Annotated in this window: 12 protein-coding genes; 8 read left to right on the plus strand and 4 right to left on the minus strand. The window is 40.6% G+C overall.

The features are described from left to right. Positions 1–377: 377 nt before the first annotated feature. Together ACTJKG_RS25390 and ACTJKG_RS25395 are read left to right on the plus strand one after the other, a co-directional pair. On the plus strand, positions 378–3,053 hold the full coding sequence (locus tag ACTJKG_RS25390) for a valine--tRNA ligase (protein WP_440740748.1): 2,676 nt from the start codon (positions 378–380) through the stop codon (positions 3,051–3,053). Between the two features lie 92 nt (positions 3,054–3,145). After that, positions 3,146–4,981, plus strand: coding sequence for an ATP-binding protein (locus tag ACTJKG_RS25395; RefSeq protein WP_440740749.1), 1,836 nt, complete (start codon positions 3,146–3,148; stop codon positions 4,979–4,981). Here the strand turns inward: ACTJKG_RS25395 and ACTJKG_RS25400 are convergent. Further along, entirely contained in the window at positions 4,946–5,407 is a 462-nt protein-coding gene (locus ACTJKG_RS25400) for a type I restriction enzyme HsdR N-terminal domain-containing protein (protein ID WP_440740750.1), read from the minus strand. The genes ACTJKG_RS25395 and ACTJKG_RS25400 overlap by 36 nt on opposite strands. Positions 5,408–5,612: 205 nt before the next feature. Between ACTJKG_RS25400 and holA the strand changes: the two genes are divergently transcribed. The 3 genes from holA to ACTJKG_RS25415 all read left to right on the plus strand — a co-directional run bounded on the left by holA (position 5,613) and on the right by ACTJKG_RS25415 (position 8,365). Further along, complete coding sequence (holA, locus tag ACTJKG_RS25405) at positions 5,613–6,635, plus strand: DNA polymerase III subunit delta (RefSeq protein WP_172336269.1); 1,023 nt, start codon at positions 5,613–5,615, stop codon at positions 6,633–6,635. A 289-nt stretch (positions 6,636–6,924) separates the two neighbouring features. Then, on the plus strand, positions 6,925–7,488 hold the full coding sequence (gene cysC, locus ACTJKG_RS25410; RefSeq protein WP_172336268.1) for an adenylyl-sulfate kinase: 564 nt from the start codon (positions 6,925–6,927) through the stop codon (positions 7,486–7,488). Positions 7,489–7,534: 46 nt separating this feature from the next. Continuing rightward, a complete protein-coding gene (locus ACTJKG_RS25415; RefSeq protein ID WP_172336267.1) occupies positions 7,535–8,365 on the plus strand; it encodes a sulfotransferase in 831 nt (276 codons plus the stop codon). 7 nt (positions 8,366–8,372) lie between these two features. On the opposite strand, the gene ACTJKG_RS25420 is transcribed toward ACTJKG_RS25415, so the two are convergent. Continuing rightward, positions 8,373–8,969 (minus strand): TetR/AcrR family transcriptional regulator, encoded by a 597-nt coding sequence (locus tag ACTJKG_RS25420; RefSeq protein WP_172336266.1) that lies wholly within the window; start codon positions 8,967–8,969, stop codon positions 8,373–8,375. Between the two features lie 84 nt (positions 8,970–9,053). On the opposite strand from ACTJKG_RS25420, the gene ACTJKG_RS25425 reads away from it, so the two are divergent. Beyond that, a complete protein-coding gene (locus ACTJKG_RS25425) occupies positions 9,054–9,848 on the plus strand; it encodes an alpha/beta fold hydrolase (RefSeq protein WP_440740751.1) in 795 nt (264 codons plus the stop codon). A gap of 32 nt (positions 9,849–9,880) precedes the next feature. Here ACTJKG_RS25425 and ACTJKG_RS25430 read toward each other — a convergent pair whose 3' ends face one another. After that, on the minus strand, positions 9,881–12,811 hold the full coding sequence (locus tag ACTJKG_RS25430) for a PAS domain-containing protein (RefSeq protein ID WP_172336264.1): 2,931 nt from the start codon (positions 12,809–12,811) through the stop codon (positions 9,881–9,883). A gap of 185 nt (positions 12,812–12,996) precedes the next feature. Here ACTJKG_RS25430 and ACTJKG_RS25435 point away from each other — a divergent pair, with 185 nt between their 5' ends. Beyond that, the gene (locus ACTJKG_RS25435) at positions 12,997–13,566 is read left to right on the plus strand and encodes a DinB family protein (protein WP_172336263.1); all 570 of its coding nucleotides are present in this window, start codon (positions 12,997–12,999) and stop codon (positions 13,564–13,566) included. A gap of 4 nt (positions 13,567–13,570) precedes the next feature. On the opposite strand, the gene ACTJKG_RS25440 is transcribed toward ACTJKG_RS25435, so the two are convergent. Further along, positions 13,571–14,212 (minus strand): RDD family protein, encoded by a 642-nt coding sequence (locus ACTJKG_RS25440; protein ID WP_172336262.1) that lies wholly within the window; start codon positions 14,210–14,212, stop codon positions 13,571–13,573. Between the two features lie 231 nt (positions 14,213–14,443). Between ACTJKG_RS25440 and ACTJKG_RS25445 the strand changes: the two genes are divergently transcribed. Continuing rightward, positions 14,444–15,412 carry an alpha/beta fold hydrolase gene (locus tag ACTJKG_RS25445; protein WP_172336261.1) on the plus strand — a complete coding sequence of 323 codons (969 nt, stop codon included), beginning with the start codon at positions 14,444–14,446 and terminating at the stop codon, positions 15,410–15,412. Positions 15,413–15,439: the final 27 nt, after the last annotated feature.

The following is a 15,439-nucleotide window of genomic DNA, read 5'->3' on the forward strand; positions in this document are numbered from 1 at the left end:
GTTTGAAAAGCATAATTCTGTGTCTCTGAAAAAGGAATAAAAACCGACTATTTGGTATGTAGCTATTTGAAAGCCAGTTATTTTATACTTTTTAAAGTTTTAAAACCCATCAAAAATTTGTTAAAAAGTGTTAAAATGGATGATTTTGATGAGAATTTAAGCTGTTTTGATCGGTTTTTCATCTGATTTTGAGCAGAAAATTGTTAAAATTAAAGCTTTAAAAAGTTGAAAGCGTTTGAATTTTATAACTTTTGTTTGATGCGAAAAACTTGTCGCGGCAAAAAAACGGAGGGGCCTGGATCAACGCCAAAAATGCTTTTGGAATCCGTAAACTATCGGCTATGAACTAAGCGGGCAAATCCCTATTTTTGCGCGTTATGAGTATTGCTAAAACATATTTGCCTAAAGAAACCGAAGAGAAGTGGTATAGTTATTGGTTAAAGCACGATTTTTTTAAATCGGTGCCCGATGAGCGCGAGCCTTATACCATAGTCATTCCGCCGCCCAATGTTACCGGGGTTCTGCACATGGGACATATGCTGAATAATACCATACAGGATGTATTGGTTCGCCGTGCCCGTATGAAAGGCAAAAATGCCTGCTGGGTTCCCGGAACCGACCATGCCAGTATTGCTACAGAAGCTAAAGTTGTAGCCATGCTCAAAGAGCGGGGCATCAGCAAAGCCGATCTTACCCGACCCGAGTTTTTAGCTTATGCCTGGGAATGGAAAGAAAAATATGGCGGCATTATCCTGGAGCAGCTTAAAAAATTAGGTGCCTCCTGCGATTGGGACCGTACCAAATTTACCATGGACGAGGATTTGTCCGAAGCGGTAATAGATACGTTTATCCATCTACATAAAAAAGGCCTTATCTACCGTGGCATCCGCATGGTAAACTGGGATCCGCAGAGTAAAACAGCAGTATCTGACGAGGAAGTTATCCGTAAGGAAGTAAATCAGAAACTGTATTATATACGGTATGCAGTCTCAAGTCCGAAGTCTGAAGTCCAAGATTCGGCTTTAGACTCCAAACTTCAGACTTCGAACTACCTCACCATCGCTACCACCCGTCCGGAAACCATTATGGCGGATTCAGCTATCTGTATCAACCCCAATGATGAACGGTATGTGCATCTGCATGGTAAAAAGGTATTTATCCCGCTGATCAACCGCGAGATACCGGTTATCCTGGATGAATACGTGACCATGGATTTTGGTACCGGCTGTTTAAAAGTTACCCCGGCACATGACCTGAATGACTATGAACTGGGTCAGCGTCATAACCTGCCTGTTATTGATATTTTAAATGATGACGGTACCCTGAACGACAAAGCCCAGATATTAGTTGGCGTTGACCGTTTTGCGGCCCGTAAAAAAATAGCCGTGTTGCTGGAAGAAGCCGGCGCGTTGGAAAAAGTAGAGGATTATAAATCGCAGATCGGTTTTTCGGAACGGACAGACGCGGTTATCGAGCCCAAATTATCTATGCAGTGGTTCTGCAAAATGGCCGAGATGGCAAAACCCGCATTGGACTATGTACTGAACGGCGAGATCAAATTGATCCCCGATAAGTTTATCAATACCTATCGCCATTGGATGGAGAATGTAAGGGATTGGAACATCAGCCGCCAGTTATGGTGGGGACAGCAGATTCCGGCATGGTATTTACCAAACGGCGAATTTGTTATCGCCAAAAATGCCGAGGAAGCATTAGTTGAAGCCAAGCTCAAGACTCAAAACCCTGAACTTAAGGCTGAAGACTTAACTCAGGACCCCGACGTGGTTGATACCTGGTTTTCATCATGGTTATGGCCTATATCGGTATTCGGTGGATTTAAAGACCCCAACAATGCCGATATCAACTATTATTATCCAACCAACGACCTGGTAACTGCGCCCGAGATCCTTTTCTTCTGGGTGGCCAGGATGATCATGGCGGGGCACGAGTTTAGGGGAGAAGTGCCATTTAAAAATGTGTACCTTACCGGTATAGTAAGAGATAAATTGGGCCGTAAAATGTCTAAGTCATTAGGTAATTCGCCGAATCCGCTTGACTTGATCGATACTTACGGTGCCGATGGTGTACGTGTGGGTATGCTCCTTTGCTCGCCTGCTGGTAACGATCTGATGTTCGACGAAAGCTACTGCAAACAAGGCAGCGGTTTCGCCAATAAGATATGGAACGCATTTAAACTGGTAAAAGGCTGGGAAGTTGATGATACCCTTGCCAACCCCAACACCATCGCTATTGAGTGGTTTGGCAACCGCTTTGACCAGGCATTGGGCCAGATAGAAGATAACTTTGCGCAATACCGTTTGTCGGAAGCTTTAATGGATACCTACAAATTGGTATGGGACGATTTTTGCGCATGGTACCTGGAAATGATCAAACCGGTGTATCAGCATCCTATTGATCGGGCTACTTATACTGCTACCATACAATTCTTTGAAAATATATTAAAGGTTTTGCATCCTTTTATGCCTTTCCTTACCGAAGAGCTATGGCATGATGAGCTGTTTGGCGAACGTACAGAAAATGACTGTTGTATTGTTGCGCAATTGCCAATTATTGGGGAAATTAATGCACGGCTATTGGCCGATGTAGAAATAGTAAAAGAAGTTATCGCGGCAATACGTAATACCCGTAAAACAAAACAGATAGCGGACAAAGAACCGCTTGAACTTTTTGTAAAAGCCAACTCTGGTATAAATTATCTGGAGTACCAGGCCATTATAGCCCGGCTTGGAAATATAAGCCAGTTTTCGGAAGTTGCGGATAAAGTAAATGGGGCTATCAGCTTTTTAGCTTCAACAGATGAGTTTTATGTTCCATTTAAAGAGGAAATAGACCCTGTAGCCGAGCGTGCCCGCCTGGAAAAAGAAAAAGATTATCTTTTGGGATTCTTAAAATTGGTAAATGCAAAGCTCAATAATGAGCGTTTTATGAGCAACGCCAAACCCGAAATTATTGAAATTGAAAAACGAAAAAAAGCCGACGCAGAAGCCAAACTACAGATTATCCAAAAAGCACTTGACGATTTGGCTGATTAATTGCATATAAAAGTTCGCTGCAAACAGCGGTAAGCTAAAACGATACTACCTCGATTGGCTTACCGCGTTACTAAAATGTTTGCTGCCCGAATATGTGCCCAAAAGCAAGTTTTTTTAACTTATCTATCTACAAGATCATTTCAAGGGAACAATCCGTTCTTGATCAGGCACGTATACGTTTATTATATTATGGGTTTTTTCTGGTGTTTGTGGCTTCGGCTGCCTTATTAACCAGTGTTTATTTCCAGGGACAAATGATGCTGGCCTACACTTGCTTGTTTTTAATGCTCAGCATCGCTGTACTTTTTAAAGCCTTAACGTACAAACCTAACTGGCTCGCCATATCACATGCCTTACTCATTGTGGGCACTTTGCTCAATGTGAGTATCGTATATATATCGTTGCAAAGCATCAATATAGTTACGGTGCAGGTGGTTATTATCGTCATTGTATTTAGTTATTATATGCTGGGGCAAAAATGGGGGTTGATTTACTCCCTGTTGAATACGGTACCCATATTGCTTTTTTTATTTATTGAGCGTAATTATAGCTATGTGATACGCGTAAAGCCCGATAAGATAGACCAGGTAACTATTGTGATCAGTCTGTTTGCCAATTTTATTATACTCATTTTTATTCATAGCCACCTATATAATGCGTTTATAAAGAATCTGAAGCAATTGAAGGCAAGCGCCCATGAACAAAAAGCTCTCAATCAAAAATTAGAAAAGGCTATTGAGAAGGCCGAAAAATCAGCACATGCCCAATCGGAGTTTTTATCAACCATGTCGCATGAGATCCGCACACCGCTGAACGCGGTGATCGGAATGAGCAACCTGTTGATGATGGGCAGCCCAAGGCCTGAGCAAAAGGAAAACCTGGAAATATTAAAATTTTCGGCAAATAACCTACTGGCCATCGTTAATGATGTGCTCGACTTTAACAAAATTGAATCGGGCAAGCTGGTGTTGGAAAATGTGAAGTTTGATCTGGTTGAACTGATGTATAACATATGTGGCGGGCAGATGTTGAAAGCGCATGAAAAAGGTTTGCAGTTTACCCTTACGGTTGACAATGTTTTAAAGAATAAAGTTTTTTTTGGTGACCCTACACGTATTACTCAGGTGGTTTTTAATCTGGTTAATAACGCTATAAAATTTACCCCAAAAGGTGATGTGTGGGTTAATGTAGCCTGTCTGGAAGATCGGCATAATAATCTTATCGTTAGGTTTTCTGTAAAAGACACCGGCATAGGCATTCAGGAAAGTAGCCTGAAAAATATATTTGAGCCCTTTACCCAGGAATCATTAGCTGCTACACGTGAGTATGAGGGTACCGGTTTGGGTTTGGCCATTGTAAAACGCCTGCTTGAACTACAAGGAACCCACATTGAGGTGATCAGTAAAATTGGTATAGGGTCAGAGTTTTTATTTAATATGGAGCTTTCGGTATCAACAGAAGTGGTTGCCGAAAATGTAGCCAAACAAGCCGAAATAGCCGAGGAAGAGGGCTTACGAAGCATAAAGGTACTTATTGCTGAGGATAATATGGTAAATGTTATGCTGATGAAGAAATTGCTGTTGAAATGGAAAATAATACCCACTATTGCCGAAAATGGTGAACGTGCGGTTGAGTTTATGCAATACGGCAACTTTGATATTATACTGATGGATCTGCAAATGCCGGTGATGAATGGCTTTGATGCCGCCCGGGAAATCAGGAAAATGGCCGACCCTAAAAAGGCCAGGATACCCATCATCGCGCTTACAGCATCGGCACTGGTTGACATAAAGGATAGAGTGTTTAGAGTAGGGATGAACGACTATGTGTCAAAGCCATTTAAACCCGACGAATTGCTGGAAAAAATCCAAAACCTGATAAGCCTTCCTGGGTTAAACAGTTCCGGTATAAGCGGGCATATTCTCTAAAAACAGGTATTTTTTGCTGATGTGATCAATCTGGCAATAATAATGCTGCAAGCCATTACTTACCGCTAATAATGATACCTGGTGCACCATATTATACCGGGCTATCTGGTCAAAAGTTTTCTGATCAATGGTTATTGAAGGGGCCTTACATTCTACAATAAGTATCCTTTTACCTTCGGCATTAAATACAACAATGTCGGTACGTTTTTGAAGACCGTTAAGTTTCATTCCTCCTTCCAGTTTGATCAGTGCGCGCGGGTAGTTTTTGTGTTTAATAAGATATTGTACAAAATGCTGGCGCACCCATTCTTCGGGGGTAATGATGATGTTTTTCTTTCGGATCTCATCAAATAAGCTGAGCTGGCCGTTATGATCGGTGATCTTAAAAGGGTATGGCGGAAGATTAAGCGGCTGCAGCAGATCCATTCGTTAAATTCAAAAGTCAAAATTCAAAAGTAAAAATTGCAAAGCACTCTTGAACGCCAAAATGAGAAATACTTTTATTCCGCAAAAAAATCAAAAGTAAAAAAGGGCAAGCACAAGGAGAATTAAATTAAAAGGGATTTTTAGCTTTGATTTTTACACTATACCGGTTTTGAATTTTTACTTTTGAATTTTGATATTAAAAGAGATGTCCGCAGCAGAGTTATTGAAAGATCTTAAAAACCGTAAATATAAACCCCTGTATCTGTTGCATGGCGAAGAACCCTATTTTATTGATCTTGTAAGCAATTATATTGAACATAGTCTTCTGCCCGAAGCAGAAAAAGGGTTTAACCAAACCGTGGTATATGGTAAGGATACCGATATGATGACGGTGCTTAACGCTGCCAAGCGCTATCCAATGATGGCCGATTACCAGATTGTATTGGTAAAGGAGGCGCAGGAGATGAAGTGGGGTAAGGATGACGACAGCAAAAAAGGCATCGATCCGGTATTGAGCTATCTTGAAAATCCCTTGCCGAGTACCATTCTGGTATTTTGTTACAAGTACGGAAAATTTGATAAGCGAAAAAAAACATATAAGGCCATCGAAAAAAAAGGGATCATTTTTGAATCGGCCCCTTTATATGATAATAAGATACCTGCCTGGATAGAAGGTTATATTAGCGATAAAGGCTATAAGATCAACTCGCAGGCATCGGCCATGCTTTCGGAATACCTGGGTAATGATCTGTCGAAAATTGCCAATGAGCTCGAAAAACTGATGCTGAATGTGGCTGCCGGCCAGGAGATCACGCTTAAGCATATCCAGGATAATATTGGTATCAGCAAAGAGTATAATGTATTTGAGCTGCAAGCAGCCCTGAGTAAAAAAGATGCCTATAAAGTTAACCAGATCATCAATTATTTTGAGGCTAACCCCAAAGCCAACCCTATTGTACTGGTGCTGGGTAACCTGAATAATTATTTTAGTAAGGTACTGGCCTATCATTACGTGAAAGATAAATCGCAGCAAAACCTGGCCCGCGAATTGGGTGTAAACCCCTTTTTTGTAAAGGATTATGAACAGGCCGGTCGTAATTATAATTATCCAAAAACCATGCAGATCATCAGCTATCTGCGCGAGTATGACCTGAAAAGCAAAGGTGTGGAATCAAATGCCCCGCATGGCGAATTGATGAAAGAACTGATGTTTAAAATTCTTCATTAAATTATAGCTTGTTGTTTTTAGCAGGGTTTAAACACGTAACATTTTTGTTAGGTGTATCAGTTGAATGTTGTTGCACGTAGTGATCAGAATTTGATCAAAAAGGGGCTTTAAAGTGGCTTCCGTGAAGTTTAGATATCACCAAATTATCTCCAGAAGAAAGTGATGTACCTGATTGTAAATAATCTTTTACAATCGGTTGCGGCGTAACGCGTAAGTTATTTTATAAGTTCACGTTCAGAAAGTGTCCTGCAAGACTTTCGCAGAATGGTGTTTAACTTAATTAACTGCTATGATACTTTTATTTTGCGGCCTTTCAGGAGCCGGCAAAACAACATTGGCAAAAAATGTTGCTGCCGAATTAACAGAGCTTGGAATAAAGATCGAAATTATTGATGGCGATGAATATCGACAGGAAATCTGTAGAGATCTTGGATTTTCAAGAGCCGACAGGAGTGAAAATATCAGGCGACTGGGATTTGTAGCCAGCCGTTTCTCAGCACAGGGTATTGTTACCATTATCAGCGCTATAAACCCGTATGACGATGTAAGGCGCGAATTGGTTGACAGGTATGAGGATGTAAATATAGTGCATGTTGATTGCCCGGTTAATAAACTCATCAGCCGCGATACTAAGGGCCTTTACCAAAGAGCGCTTTTGCCCGAAGGGCACCCCAACAAATTGCAGAACTTAACAGGTATCAATGATAGGTTTGATGTACCGTATGATGCGGATCTTTATATCAATACCAGCGAGAACTCTGTACAGCAAAGCACATCTTTGCTGGTTTATTTCATACTTAACAATCTTTATGCTTCGGAGAAAATTCCCAATAAAATGACAGATAATTTTTAAGCTACCCCTGCTTAAGTATTTTAAAACGATCGTCCTTTTATAAATTATGCAAAAACGAACTCTTATCATCGCCGGAATGCACCGTTCCGGTACCTCGCTCATCTCAAACTGGCTTACCAAATGTGGTTTGCAACTTGGTGAAAAACTACTTGGCCCCGGCTGGGGAAACGAAGATGGCCATTTTGAAGATGTGGAATTTTTAAAAATGCATGAAGAAGTTCTGAGCAGCAACAATCTGCCTCCTTCTGGTTTAACCGACTTACAAATTGATGGTTTCTCTATATATGAAAAAGAGAAACTGAAAAGTATTATTAAAATTAAACAGCAATTGTATGATCAGTGGGGGTGGAAAGACCCACGCACATGTTTGTTTCTGGATGTTTACCAGGAGCTGTTGCCCGATGCCTGCTATCTGATCATCCTGCGCGATTATCAATCAGTGGTGAGCTCATTATTGCGCCGGGAATTTAAGTCTTTGGATAAAAAATACATGAGTCGTAAATATTTATCCAGATTGGTTTGGGAAAAGATCAGGAGACAGCGCAGACTATTAAAATTCTATAACGAGTATACTTCAAAGTTTTTAAAAGTATGGATAGCCTATAACCAGGATATTTTAAATTGTATCAAAAAATTAAACAACGATTCTTTCGTGGTGGTTAACTATTCCATGTTAAATAAAGAGGATACCAGGCTTTTTTCATTTCTTGAGAATAACTGGAACTTTTCATTAAAATATTTCAGGTTTAAAGATGTATTTAAAGAAAATCAGATAGGTGAGGATATTAACATTGATATGCACATTACTGATAGAGGGCTTATTGAAACCGCAAACCGCCTGCAGGACGAATTAAAAAGTTATATGCAGTTTTCATAAAGAGTGTTTAATCTTTAAAAAACACAATACGGTTTACCGACCATTTCCAGGTTTGTAATATTTCAGCATTAGTTAAGTGGCATACGTCCTTTAAAACAGTTATGGATTCAATACCAAAAAATACGCTCAATGAATTAACCATATGATCAAACGCATCTGGAGTTAATGTTGATTGTAAAGGTTTAAGTGCTTCCCTGATCAGGATGATCCTCCGCCCGGCTCTGGATGGGGTTTCCTTTCGGATAACTGATTCGCCAATGATGGAGCTTAAAAAAAGGCGAAATTCGATTTCATTATTAGTGAATAAATTAAAGTGGTAGTCAATCAACCGGTCTAATCTTCCGTTCAGATCGGAATTACTTAAATCTGCAAAGAGATCATCATTTGTTTTTGCCTTAAGCTGCAAAGATGCTTCACGCTTTAAAGCCTCCGAACTTGAAAAGTATCTGTAGGCCGTGGCTTTTGAAATTCCGGCTTCGCGGGCCACCATATCAACACTTATCTCGATACGTTGCTTTAATAGTTCATTTGCTTTTGAAAGAAGAACCTCGCGGGTTTTCATTTTCTGACTAACTCGCCCTTTGTCTAATGATAGTTTGCTCATTATGATACTTTTTTCTCATAAAATTTCTTATTCAAATTAAAATTAATACTTTTGTGAGACATTGGTGTCATAAAATAGTGTAGTATGGCAAATAAATTGAAAATCAGGGGTATTGATTTGACTTATGAAGATCTGGGTACCGGTGATGTTATTGTATTTATACATGGGCAGCCTTTTAACCGGAGCATGTGGAATTATCAATCGCAGGTATTTAGTAAATTAAACCGGCTCATTATTCCTGATCTGAGGGGGTATGGCGAAAGCGTTACCACAGAACCGATAGTGCTTTTAGATGAGCTTGCTCTCGATATTATTTATCTGCTGGATGAACTGGCTGTCCAAAAAGCTGTATTTGTGGGGTTATCAATGGGCGGGCAGGTGGCTTTGGAGATATACAGGCTTGCCCCGCATTTAATGAAGGGGTTGGTACTGGCGGATACTGATGCAAGAGCCGAAAATGCCTCCAGTTATTTAAGCCGGAAGCAACTTGCAAAAAGCCTGCTAAATTATGGTATGGAAAAGTATACCGCCGAAAACATAGGGCATTATCTTTGCCAAAATACTTTTAATATTAAACGAGAAGTGTTAGATCATCTTCGCCATATGATGATCACTACGGATGCTGCCGGTGCTGCAGCTGTTCAATTTGGCCGTGCCGAAAGAAGGGATCATACGGAGATTCTTTTAAATATCGACTTCCCAACATTGATCATTGTTGGCGATCAAGATGTATTTACGCCTGTAACCACTGCCGAGCATATGCAAACCCGCATGAAAGGAGCCGAACTTGCGGTTATAAAAGATGCAGGCCATATACCCAATATGGAGCAGCCTGAACAGTTTAATCAATTGTTAAAGAATTATCTGGATAAGGTTTAATTGGATAATAGTCTTTGTAGGGGGAGAAAAAGCTACTGCTCATTTATCCAGGCTTCGGCTGTTATTACATCGGCAAAAAACTTAATAGTTATCTTATCTGGAAGGGTATTCACACTTTTGCGAGCCGATAATTGACTGAATATACTGGGCGAATTAACCCATGCAAAATATCTTAAACCGGCTTTCTGCATAGCCGGGAACCATTCCTGGGCAACCCAGTCAATAGCTTCAGACCAATTGCCCAGCACATGAATATTATTATTAAGTATTTTGTAAACATTGTTTTTTGCCATCATGGTTAACATACGTTGACAGCTGCGGTGTACCGACTCCGGGTTTTGAAAACCGGTCCAGTCGGCATCAATACGGGAGTGAACGCTATTGTAGCTAAGCGTAATGGCGCTGTCATGATAGTACAGATCTCCCTGTATAATAGGGGCCTGTTTAGGAATCTGATGCGTTAGCAGTCTGAAAAAAAAGGTAGAACCCTCACCAGGTATGCTTTCAATCCAAAAACTGCCATTGTGCCTTTTCAAGATTTCGGCTGAAATAAATAGCCCCAGGCCCAGGCCTTCAAAACGCATCGCGGTATTATCTACACGGTAATACCGTTCAAACAGCCGGCTCAGGTTTTTTTCTTCAATACCAATACCAAAATCCTGAACGGATACGATCAGGCTGTTATCATCATGTAGTACGCAGCTAACGATTACCTTATTTGCTTCAGGGGAATATTTGATGGCATTGGTCAGCAGGTTATTTACCACTTGTTCCAGTCTAAAACGGTCGCCGGTATAGATTATATTTTCCGTGCTTTTCAGCATTATCTGATGAGATGAGGTGGTATGCTGAACGCTATCAATGGTGTCTTTGAGCATTTCATGGAAATTGAAGCTTTCCATATTGTAATCCATCTTTCCGGCGTTGATGCGTGACACATCCAGCAGATCGCTGATCAGTTTTTCGAGGCGCAGTACATGCGCGGCCGATTTTTGGATAAGATCATTAAGCTTTTGGGGATCATTGATACGCATCATGAGCTGATTAAAGGCTTTGATGCTGGTAAGTGGTGTTTTTAGTTCATGACTGGCAATAGATAAAAACTCATCCTTTTTTTGCTCATTGGTTTTTTGGATATCAATGTTGGTATTGGTACCCAGCCATAATTTGATCTCTCCATTTTCAATAAGGGGTACTGCCCTGGCCAAGTGCCAGCGGTATTGCCCATCCTGAAATTTTAAACGAAACTCCACCAGGTACTCATGCCCCGTTCTAAGGGCCGTAAGCCATTTCTTTAAACACGTTTGCTGATCATCCGGGTGTATAAAAGTTTGCCAGCCCTGGCTAATGATATCTTCAGCATTTCGCCCAAAATCATCACAGATCACCTCATTTACATAATCAAGTTTGCCATTGGGGCGGGCTGTCCATACTTGTTGTGGTATGGCATTTAATAAAAAGCGGAAACGTTCTTCATTTTCCTTTTCCTTTTGCCTCACCAGCACGGCTTCGGTAACTTCAAAGGCGAAAACCATAATACCGTCTACTTTATCGGCAGCATCATACCTGGCCTGATAAATAAATGTAAAATAACGATCTTCCACCGGACCGTTGACCTCACGTGCCATAGGAACCAGAAGTTCCTTGCCCTCAAAGGTGTTACCGGTTTTATATACATTTTTTAAAATATCGTATATAAGGTGATCTTTAAGTTCTGGTAATGCTTCAAATAGCGGTTTCCCGGTAAGTTGACGTCCCGGAAAGAGCTTTTGATAAGGAGGGTTAACCAATTCAAATACAAAATTGGGGCCGTCGAGTATGCAAATGCCGGCAGGGGCCTGCATAAAGAATCTTTTCAGGCGTTCGGTTTGACCAGAAGCTTCTGATTGCGCGGTTAGCAACTCAAGAGTGCGTAACTCAACCCTGCTTTCTAATTCGTTATTTAATTTAAGCAGGTTTTGCTGAGTCTGAAACAGTTCTTCGTTTGTGGTGCTCAACTCTTCATTGGCCGATTGTATCTCTTCGCTGGTAACCTGTATTTCTTCGTTAGCGTGGGCCAGCCCCTCATTAAGGGCTAATAGTTCATTACTGGTTTGCTCCAGACGTTTTCTGGCCATAACCAATTCGGTTATATCATATTTGAAACTTAAAACGCCGGTTATGTTATCCTTTTCATCGCGGATAGCCTGGTAAATAAAATTAAAATAATGATCCTCTGGTGGCCCGCCAATTTCGCTAACCAGTGGTACACAGATCTCGTTACCGATATAGGTTTCACCCGTTTTATATACTTGTTGAAGTGCATCCCAAACAGGGAGGGCAGCTATCTCAGGCATAGCCATAAGCAAGGGCCTGCCCAATATTTTACGTCCCGGGAAAAATTCTTTTTCGTATAGTGGATTTATAAATTCATATACAAGATCGGGCCCCGTAAAAATGGCAATTTGGGCGGGGATCTCGTCAAATAGATTCTCCATTTGTTTGCTTAACTGACCCGCCTTGGCTGCTGCCTCCTTCTCTTTTTTCACGCTGGCAATCAGATTCCGTTCGGCGATAACTTTCTCGGTAACATCCTGGGTATGGTGTATAATGTAGCAGATATCGCCATCAGGGTCAAGTACAGGGGTGTGCGCGGTATCCCAATAACGCTCCTGTAATTTACCTTCATGATCAGGTGTATCAAAACGTGTTATGGGCAACTGATGGGGTTTATTGGTTTCCAATACCTGCTCCAATGAAAAAACTATACCTCCCTCGTCTGTTGCCCAATCTGGTTTTTTGGGGAAAACATCATACAGGTGTTTTTCGAGGAGCTCGGCTCTCATTTTACCTGTTAATTGCAAATAAGCGTTGCTGGCAGTAAGTATGTACAGTTCCTTTGAAAGAATAAGATAAGGGTGAGGTAAGGTCTCAAAAACCCTTAACATTTCTGGTGGCAAGGCGGAACTGTGTTTAATGGGCATGGGTAATACAAAGTGAACAAAAGCAAGATTACTAAACCTAAGGTAATTATTAAAATATTATCTTATAAGAAAATGTTTTGATGCAAAATAAATTTAAATGCTACATCTGTATTAAGTAGCATATCCAGGTTTACAATCGGGGAACAAAAAATTGATCTGTAGGTTCAAAATCCTTAACTTTAATTATGATATATGATTACCTGGAAAGCGTTAAAAAACAGTTTGCCTATTATAAAATACTGGGCGAAAAAACATTCGCGCAATTAACTGATGAACAGTTGAACTGGCAATATAATGCGGAATCAAACAGCATTGCCATGATTGTTAATCATTTGTCGGGAAACATGCTTTCCAGGTGGACGGATATTTTTAATACAGACGGCGAAAAGGAATGGCGTAACCGGGAGGCTGAATTTGTCACTACAAATCCGGGGCGTGATGAACTTTTAGAACGGTGGAACAGGGGCTGGGAATGCCTTTTGAGCACCCTTGAACAATTAACTGCCGATGATCTGGAAAGGATCATTTACATTCGCAATATGGGGCATACGGTTGCCGAGGCCATTAACCGGCAACTCGCACATTATCCGTACCATGTGGGGCAAATTGTTTTTATTGGTAAGATGCTTTGTGATGAAAAATGGAGTTCATTGTCTATCCCTAAAGGAAAATCTGACGCCTACAACGCTGATAAATTTGCTAAAGAGAAACATAGGGAGCACTTTACTGATGAGTTCCGGGAGGATAAAAATTAAACTATTAATTGGGTTTACGAACAACAAATGTTTTGGCTATCTGGTCATGCCAGCATTGCTGCATGGGGCTCCATATACAAGCTAAAAAGCCAATACCACATAGCAAGCTTGATATTAATTTACTTAGATTACGTTGCAGTGCCTGGCTAAAAGTTAAGCGCTGCCCGTTAATATCAACAACCGCCATTTTGCAAATTACTTTACCTATGCTGCCCTGTAGTTTCGTGGATTCAAAAATTGAATGGTAAACCATAAAAATAGCGGCGAATAATAGATTGGTTAATAATTTGGTGGAGGATGTTTCTTCTGTGTTCATATTAATTGCATTTACACCTCCTCCCCAGACAAGTTTTATCAGGCCAAACATACCACCGACTATCGCAGCGGCTACTACTACCATTACATTATCAATTATATAAGCCAGCAACCTCCAGCCAAAATTAGCCACATTGTTTACCGTAGGTACATGCACGCCAATTGATTTAAAATATTCATCAAACTCCGGGAGCTCGGCAGCTTCCTGCCAATCGGTAGCCAAAGGTGATAGCACCAGTTCGGTGGCACTCACTTGCATATCCATTAATTCGGTATGGCTGTAGGGGCCGTGTTTTTCGTTGTCTCTTAAAATGTAGTATTCATTGATCATGATATGCAGGTTTGAGGTATTGAAAAATAAAGAAAATATCTGTTCAGCGCAACAAAAAAATGAATAAAAACAAGATTGCTAAGTTTAAAGTAATTGTTAACTATTACCTTGTAAGAAAATGGTTTGATTTACAATGGATGTTTATTTGGGTTAGCGCCGGAATAAGTGAGGCCGGTATAATGTGTAACAATGGCTGTATCGTTAAATCTAAAACATCATACAAGTTAATCAATGAAATATAACATCTTTTATGGCGTCATTTTATTTGTAGCCTTAATAGCTTTTGGTTATTCGACCAGTGCGCAACAGATAAGGCTTAAAGCGGGAGAGCAGAATATTGTTACCTCCGATGGTATTAAACTGGCGGTCAAGGTAGCGGGCAAAGGGCCGGTATGTATATACATCCATGGCGGTCCAGGGCAGGATTATTTGTCGTTCGAAGAAATGGGAGGCTCCAATCTTGAAAAAAGGCTCACCATGGTTTACCTCGACCAGCGGGGCTCAGGCCATTCTCAAAATGCGAAAGATTATAGTTTGAGCCGCTTGGTTGATGATATTGAAGAAACCAGGAAACAATTGGGAGCCGATAAAATTTACCTGCTAAGCCATTCATTTGGTGGGGTGTTGGCCGTTAACTATGCTCAAAAATATCAGGGGCATGTATCCGGATTAATATTAGCTAATTCTACACTCCACTTTTTTAATAACAGCTCATTAAGAGAACAGATCATGTATTCTTATCGCCTGCTGCATAAGGATACGACAATTACCAATGATAATACACAGGAACTGTTGCAGCAAAATTCTCTTGTAAGAAAAAAGTTAAACAAAGTACACCTCGGGTATAAGTTATTGGCAGATAGCATAAATACTATCGAAAAAATGGATAGCATAGAATCGAACTATAAACGTACTTCTGATTTTGGTTATGCCGTTATCGCCCATCTGATAGATACGACCAAACAAAACCGCTATCCGGAGTACTGGAAAGATTATGCTCCTATCAGCAGTCAGATCCATGTACCTGTACTGGTTATTACCGGCACACGCGATTACGCCATCGGAACCGCACATTATAAAACTTTCAGGTTCCCCAATCAGCACGTAGTGAAGCTGGATGGATCACATATGCTTTATTATGAAAAGAATGCCGCTTTTACGGCTACTGTATTTCGATTCATAGATAAACAGGACAGGTAGTTTAGGCGTGATGTACCGGTTTTTCCG

This window comes from Mucilaginibacter sp. 22184, assembly GCF_052045695.1.
Lineage (GTDB): Bacteria > Bacteroidota > Bacteroidia > Sphingobacteriales > Sphingobacteriaceae > Mucilaginibacter.

Bases quoted from the DNA above. Each gene is read 5' to 3' on its own strand.
- ACTJKG_RS25415 (WP_172336267.1), top strand. From the start codon at position 7,535: ATGCAAAAACGAACTCTTATCATCGCCGGAATGCACCGTTCCGGTACC.
- ACTJKG_RS25420 (WP_172336266.1), bottom strand. From the start codon at position 8,969: ATGAGCAAACTATCATTAGACAAAGGGCGAGTTAGTCAGAAAATGAAA.
- ACTJKG_RS25425 (WP_440740751.1), top strand. From the start codon at position 9,054: ATGGCAAATAAATTGAAAATCAGGGGTATTGATTTGACTTATGAAGAT.
- ACTJKG_RS25440 (WP_172336262.1), bottom strand. From the start codon at position 14,212: ATGATCAATGAATACTACATTTTAAGAGACAACGAAAAACACGGCCCC.
- holA (WP_172336269.1), top strand. From the start codon at position 5,613: ATGTCCGCAGCAGAGTTATTGAAAGATCTTAAAAACCGTAAATATAAA.
- cysC (WP_172336268.1), top strand. From the start codon at position 6,925: ATGATACTTTTATTTTGCGGCCTTTCAGGAGCCGGCAAAACAACATTG.
- ACTJKG_RS25400 (WP_440740750.1), bottom strand. From the start codon at position 5,407: ATGGATCTGCTGCAGCCGCTTAATCTTCCGCCATACCCTTTTAAGATC.
- ACTJKG_RS25445 (WP_172336261.1), top strand. From the start codon at position 14,444: ATGAAATATAACATCTTTTATGGCGTCATTTTATTTGTAGCCTTAATA.
- ACTJKG_RS25435 (WP_172336263.1), top strand. From the start codon at position 12,997: ATGATATATGATTACCTGGAAAGCGTTAAAAAACAGTTTGCCTATTAT.
- ACTJKG_RS25430 (WP_172336264.1), bottom strand. From the start codon at position 12,811: ATGCCCATTAAACACAGTTCCGCCTTGCCACCAGAAATGTTAAGGGTT.
- ACTJKG_RS25395 (WP_440740749.1), top strand. From the start codon at position 3,146: ATGTGCCCAAAAGCAAGTTTTTTTAACTTATCTATCTACAAGATCATT.
- ACTJKG_RS25390 (WP_440740748.1), top strand. From the start codon at position 378: ATGAGTATTGCTAAAACATATTTGCCTAAAGAAACCGAAGAGAAGTGG.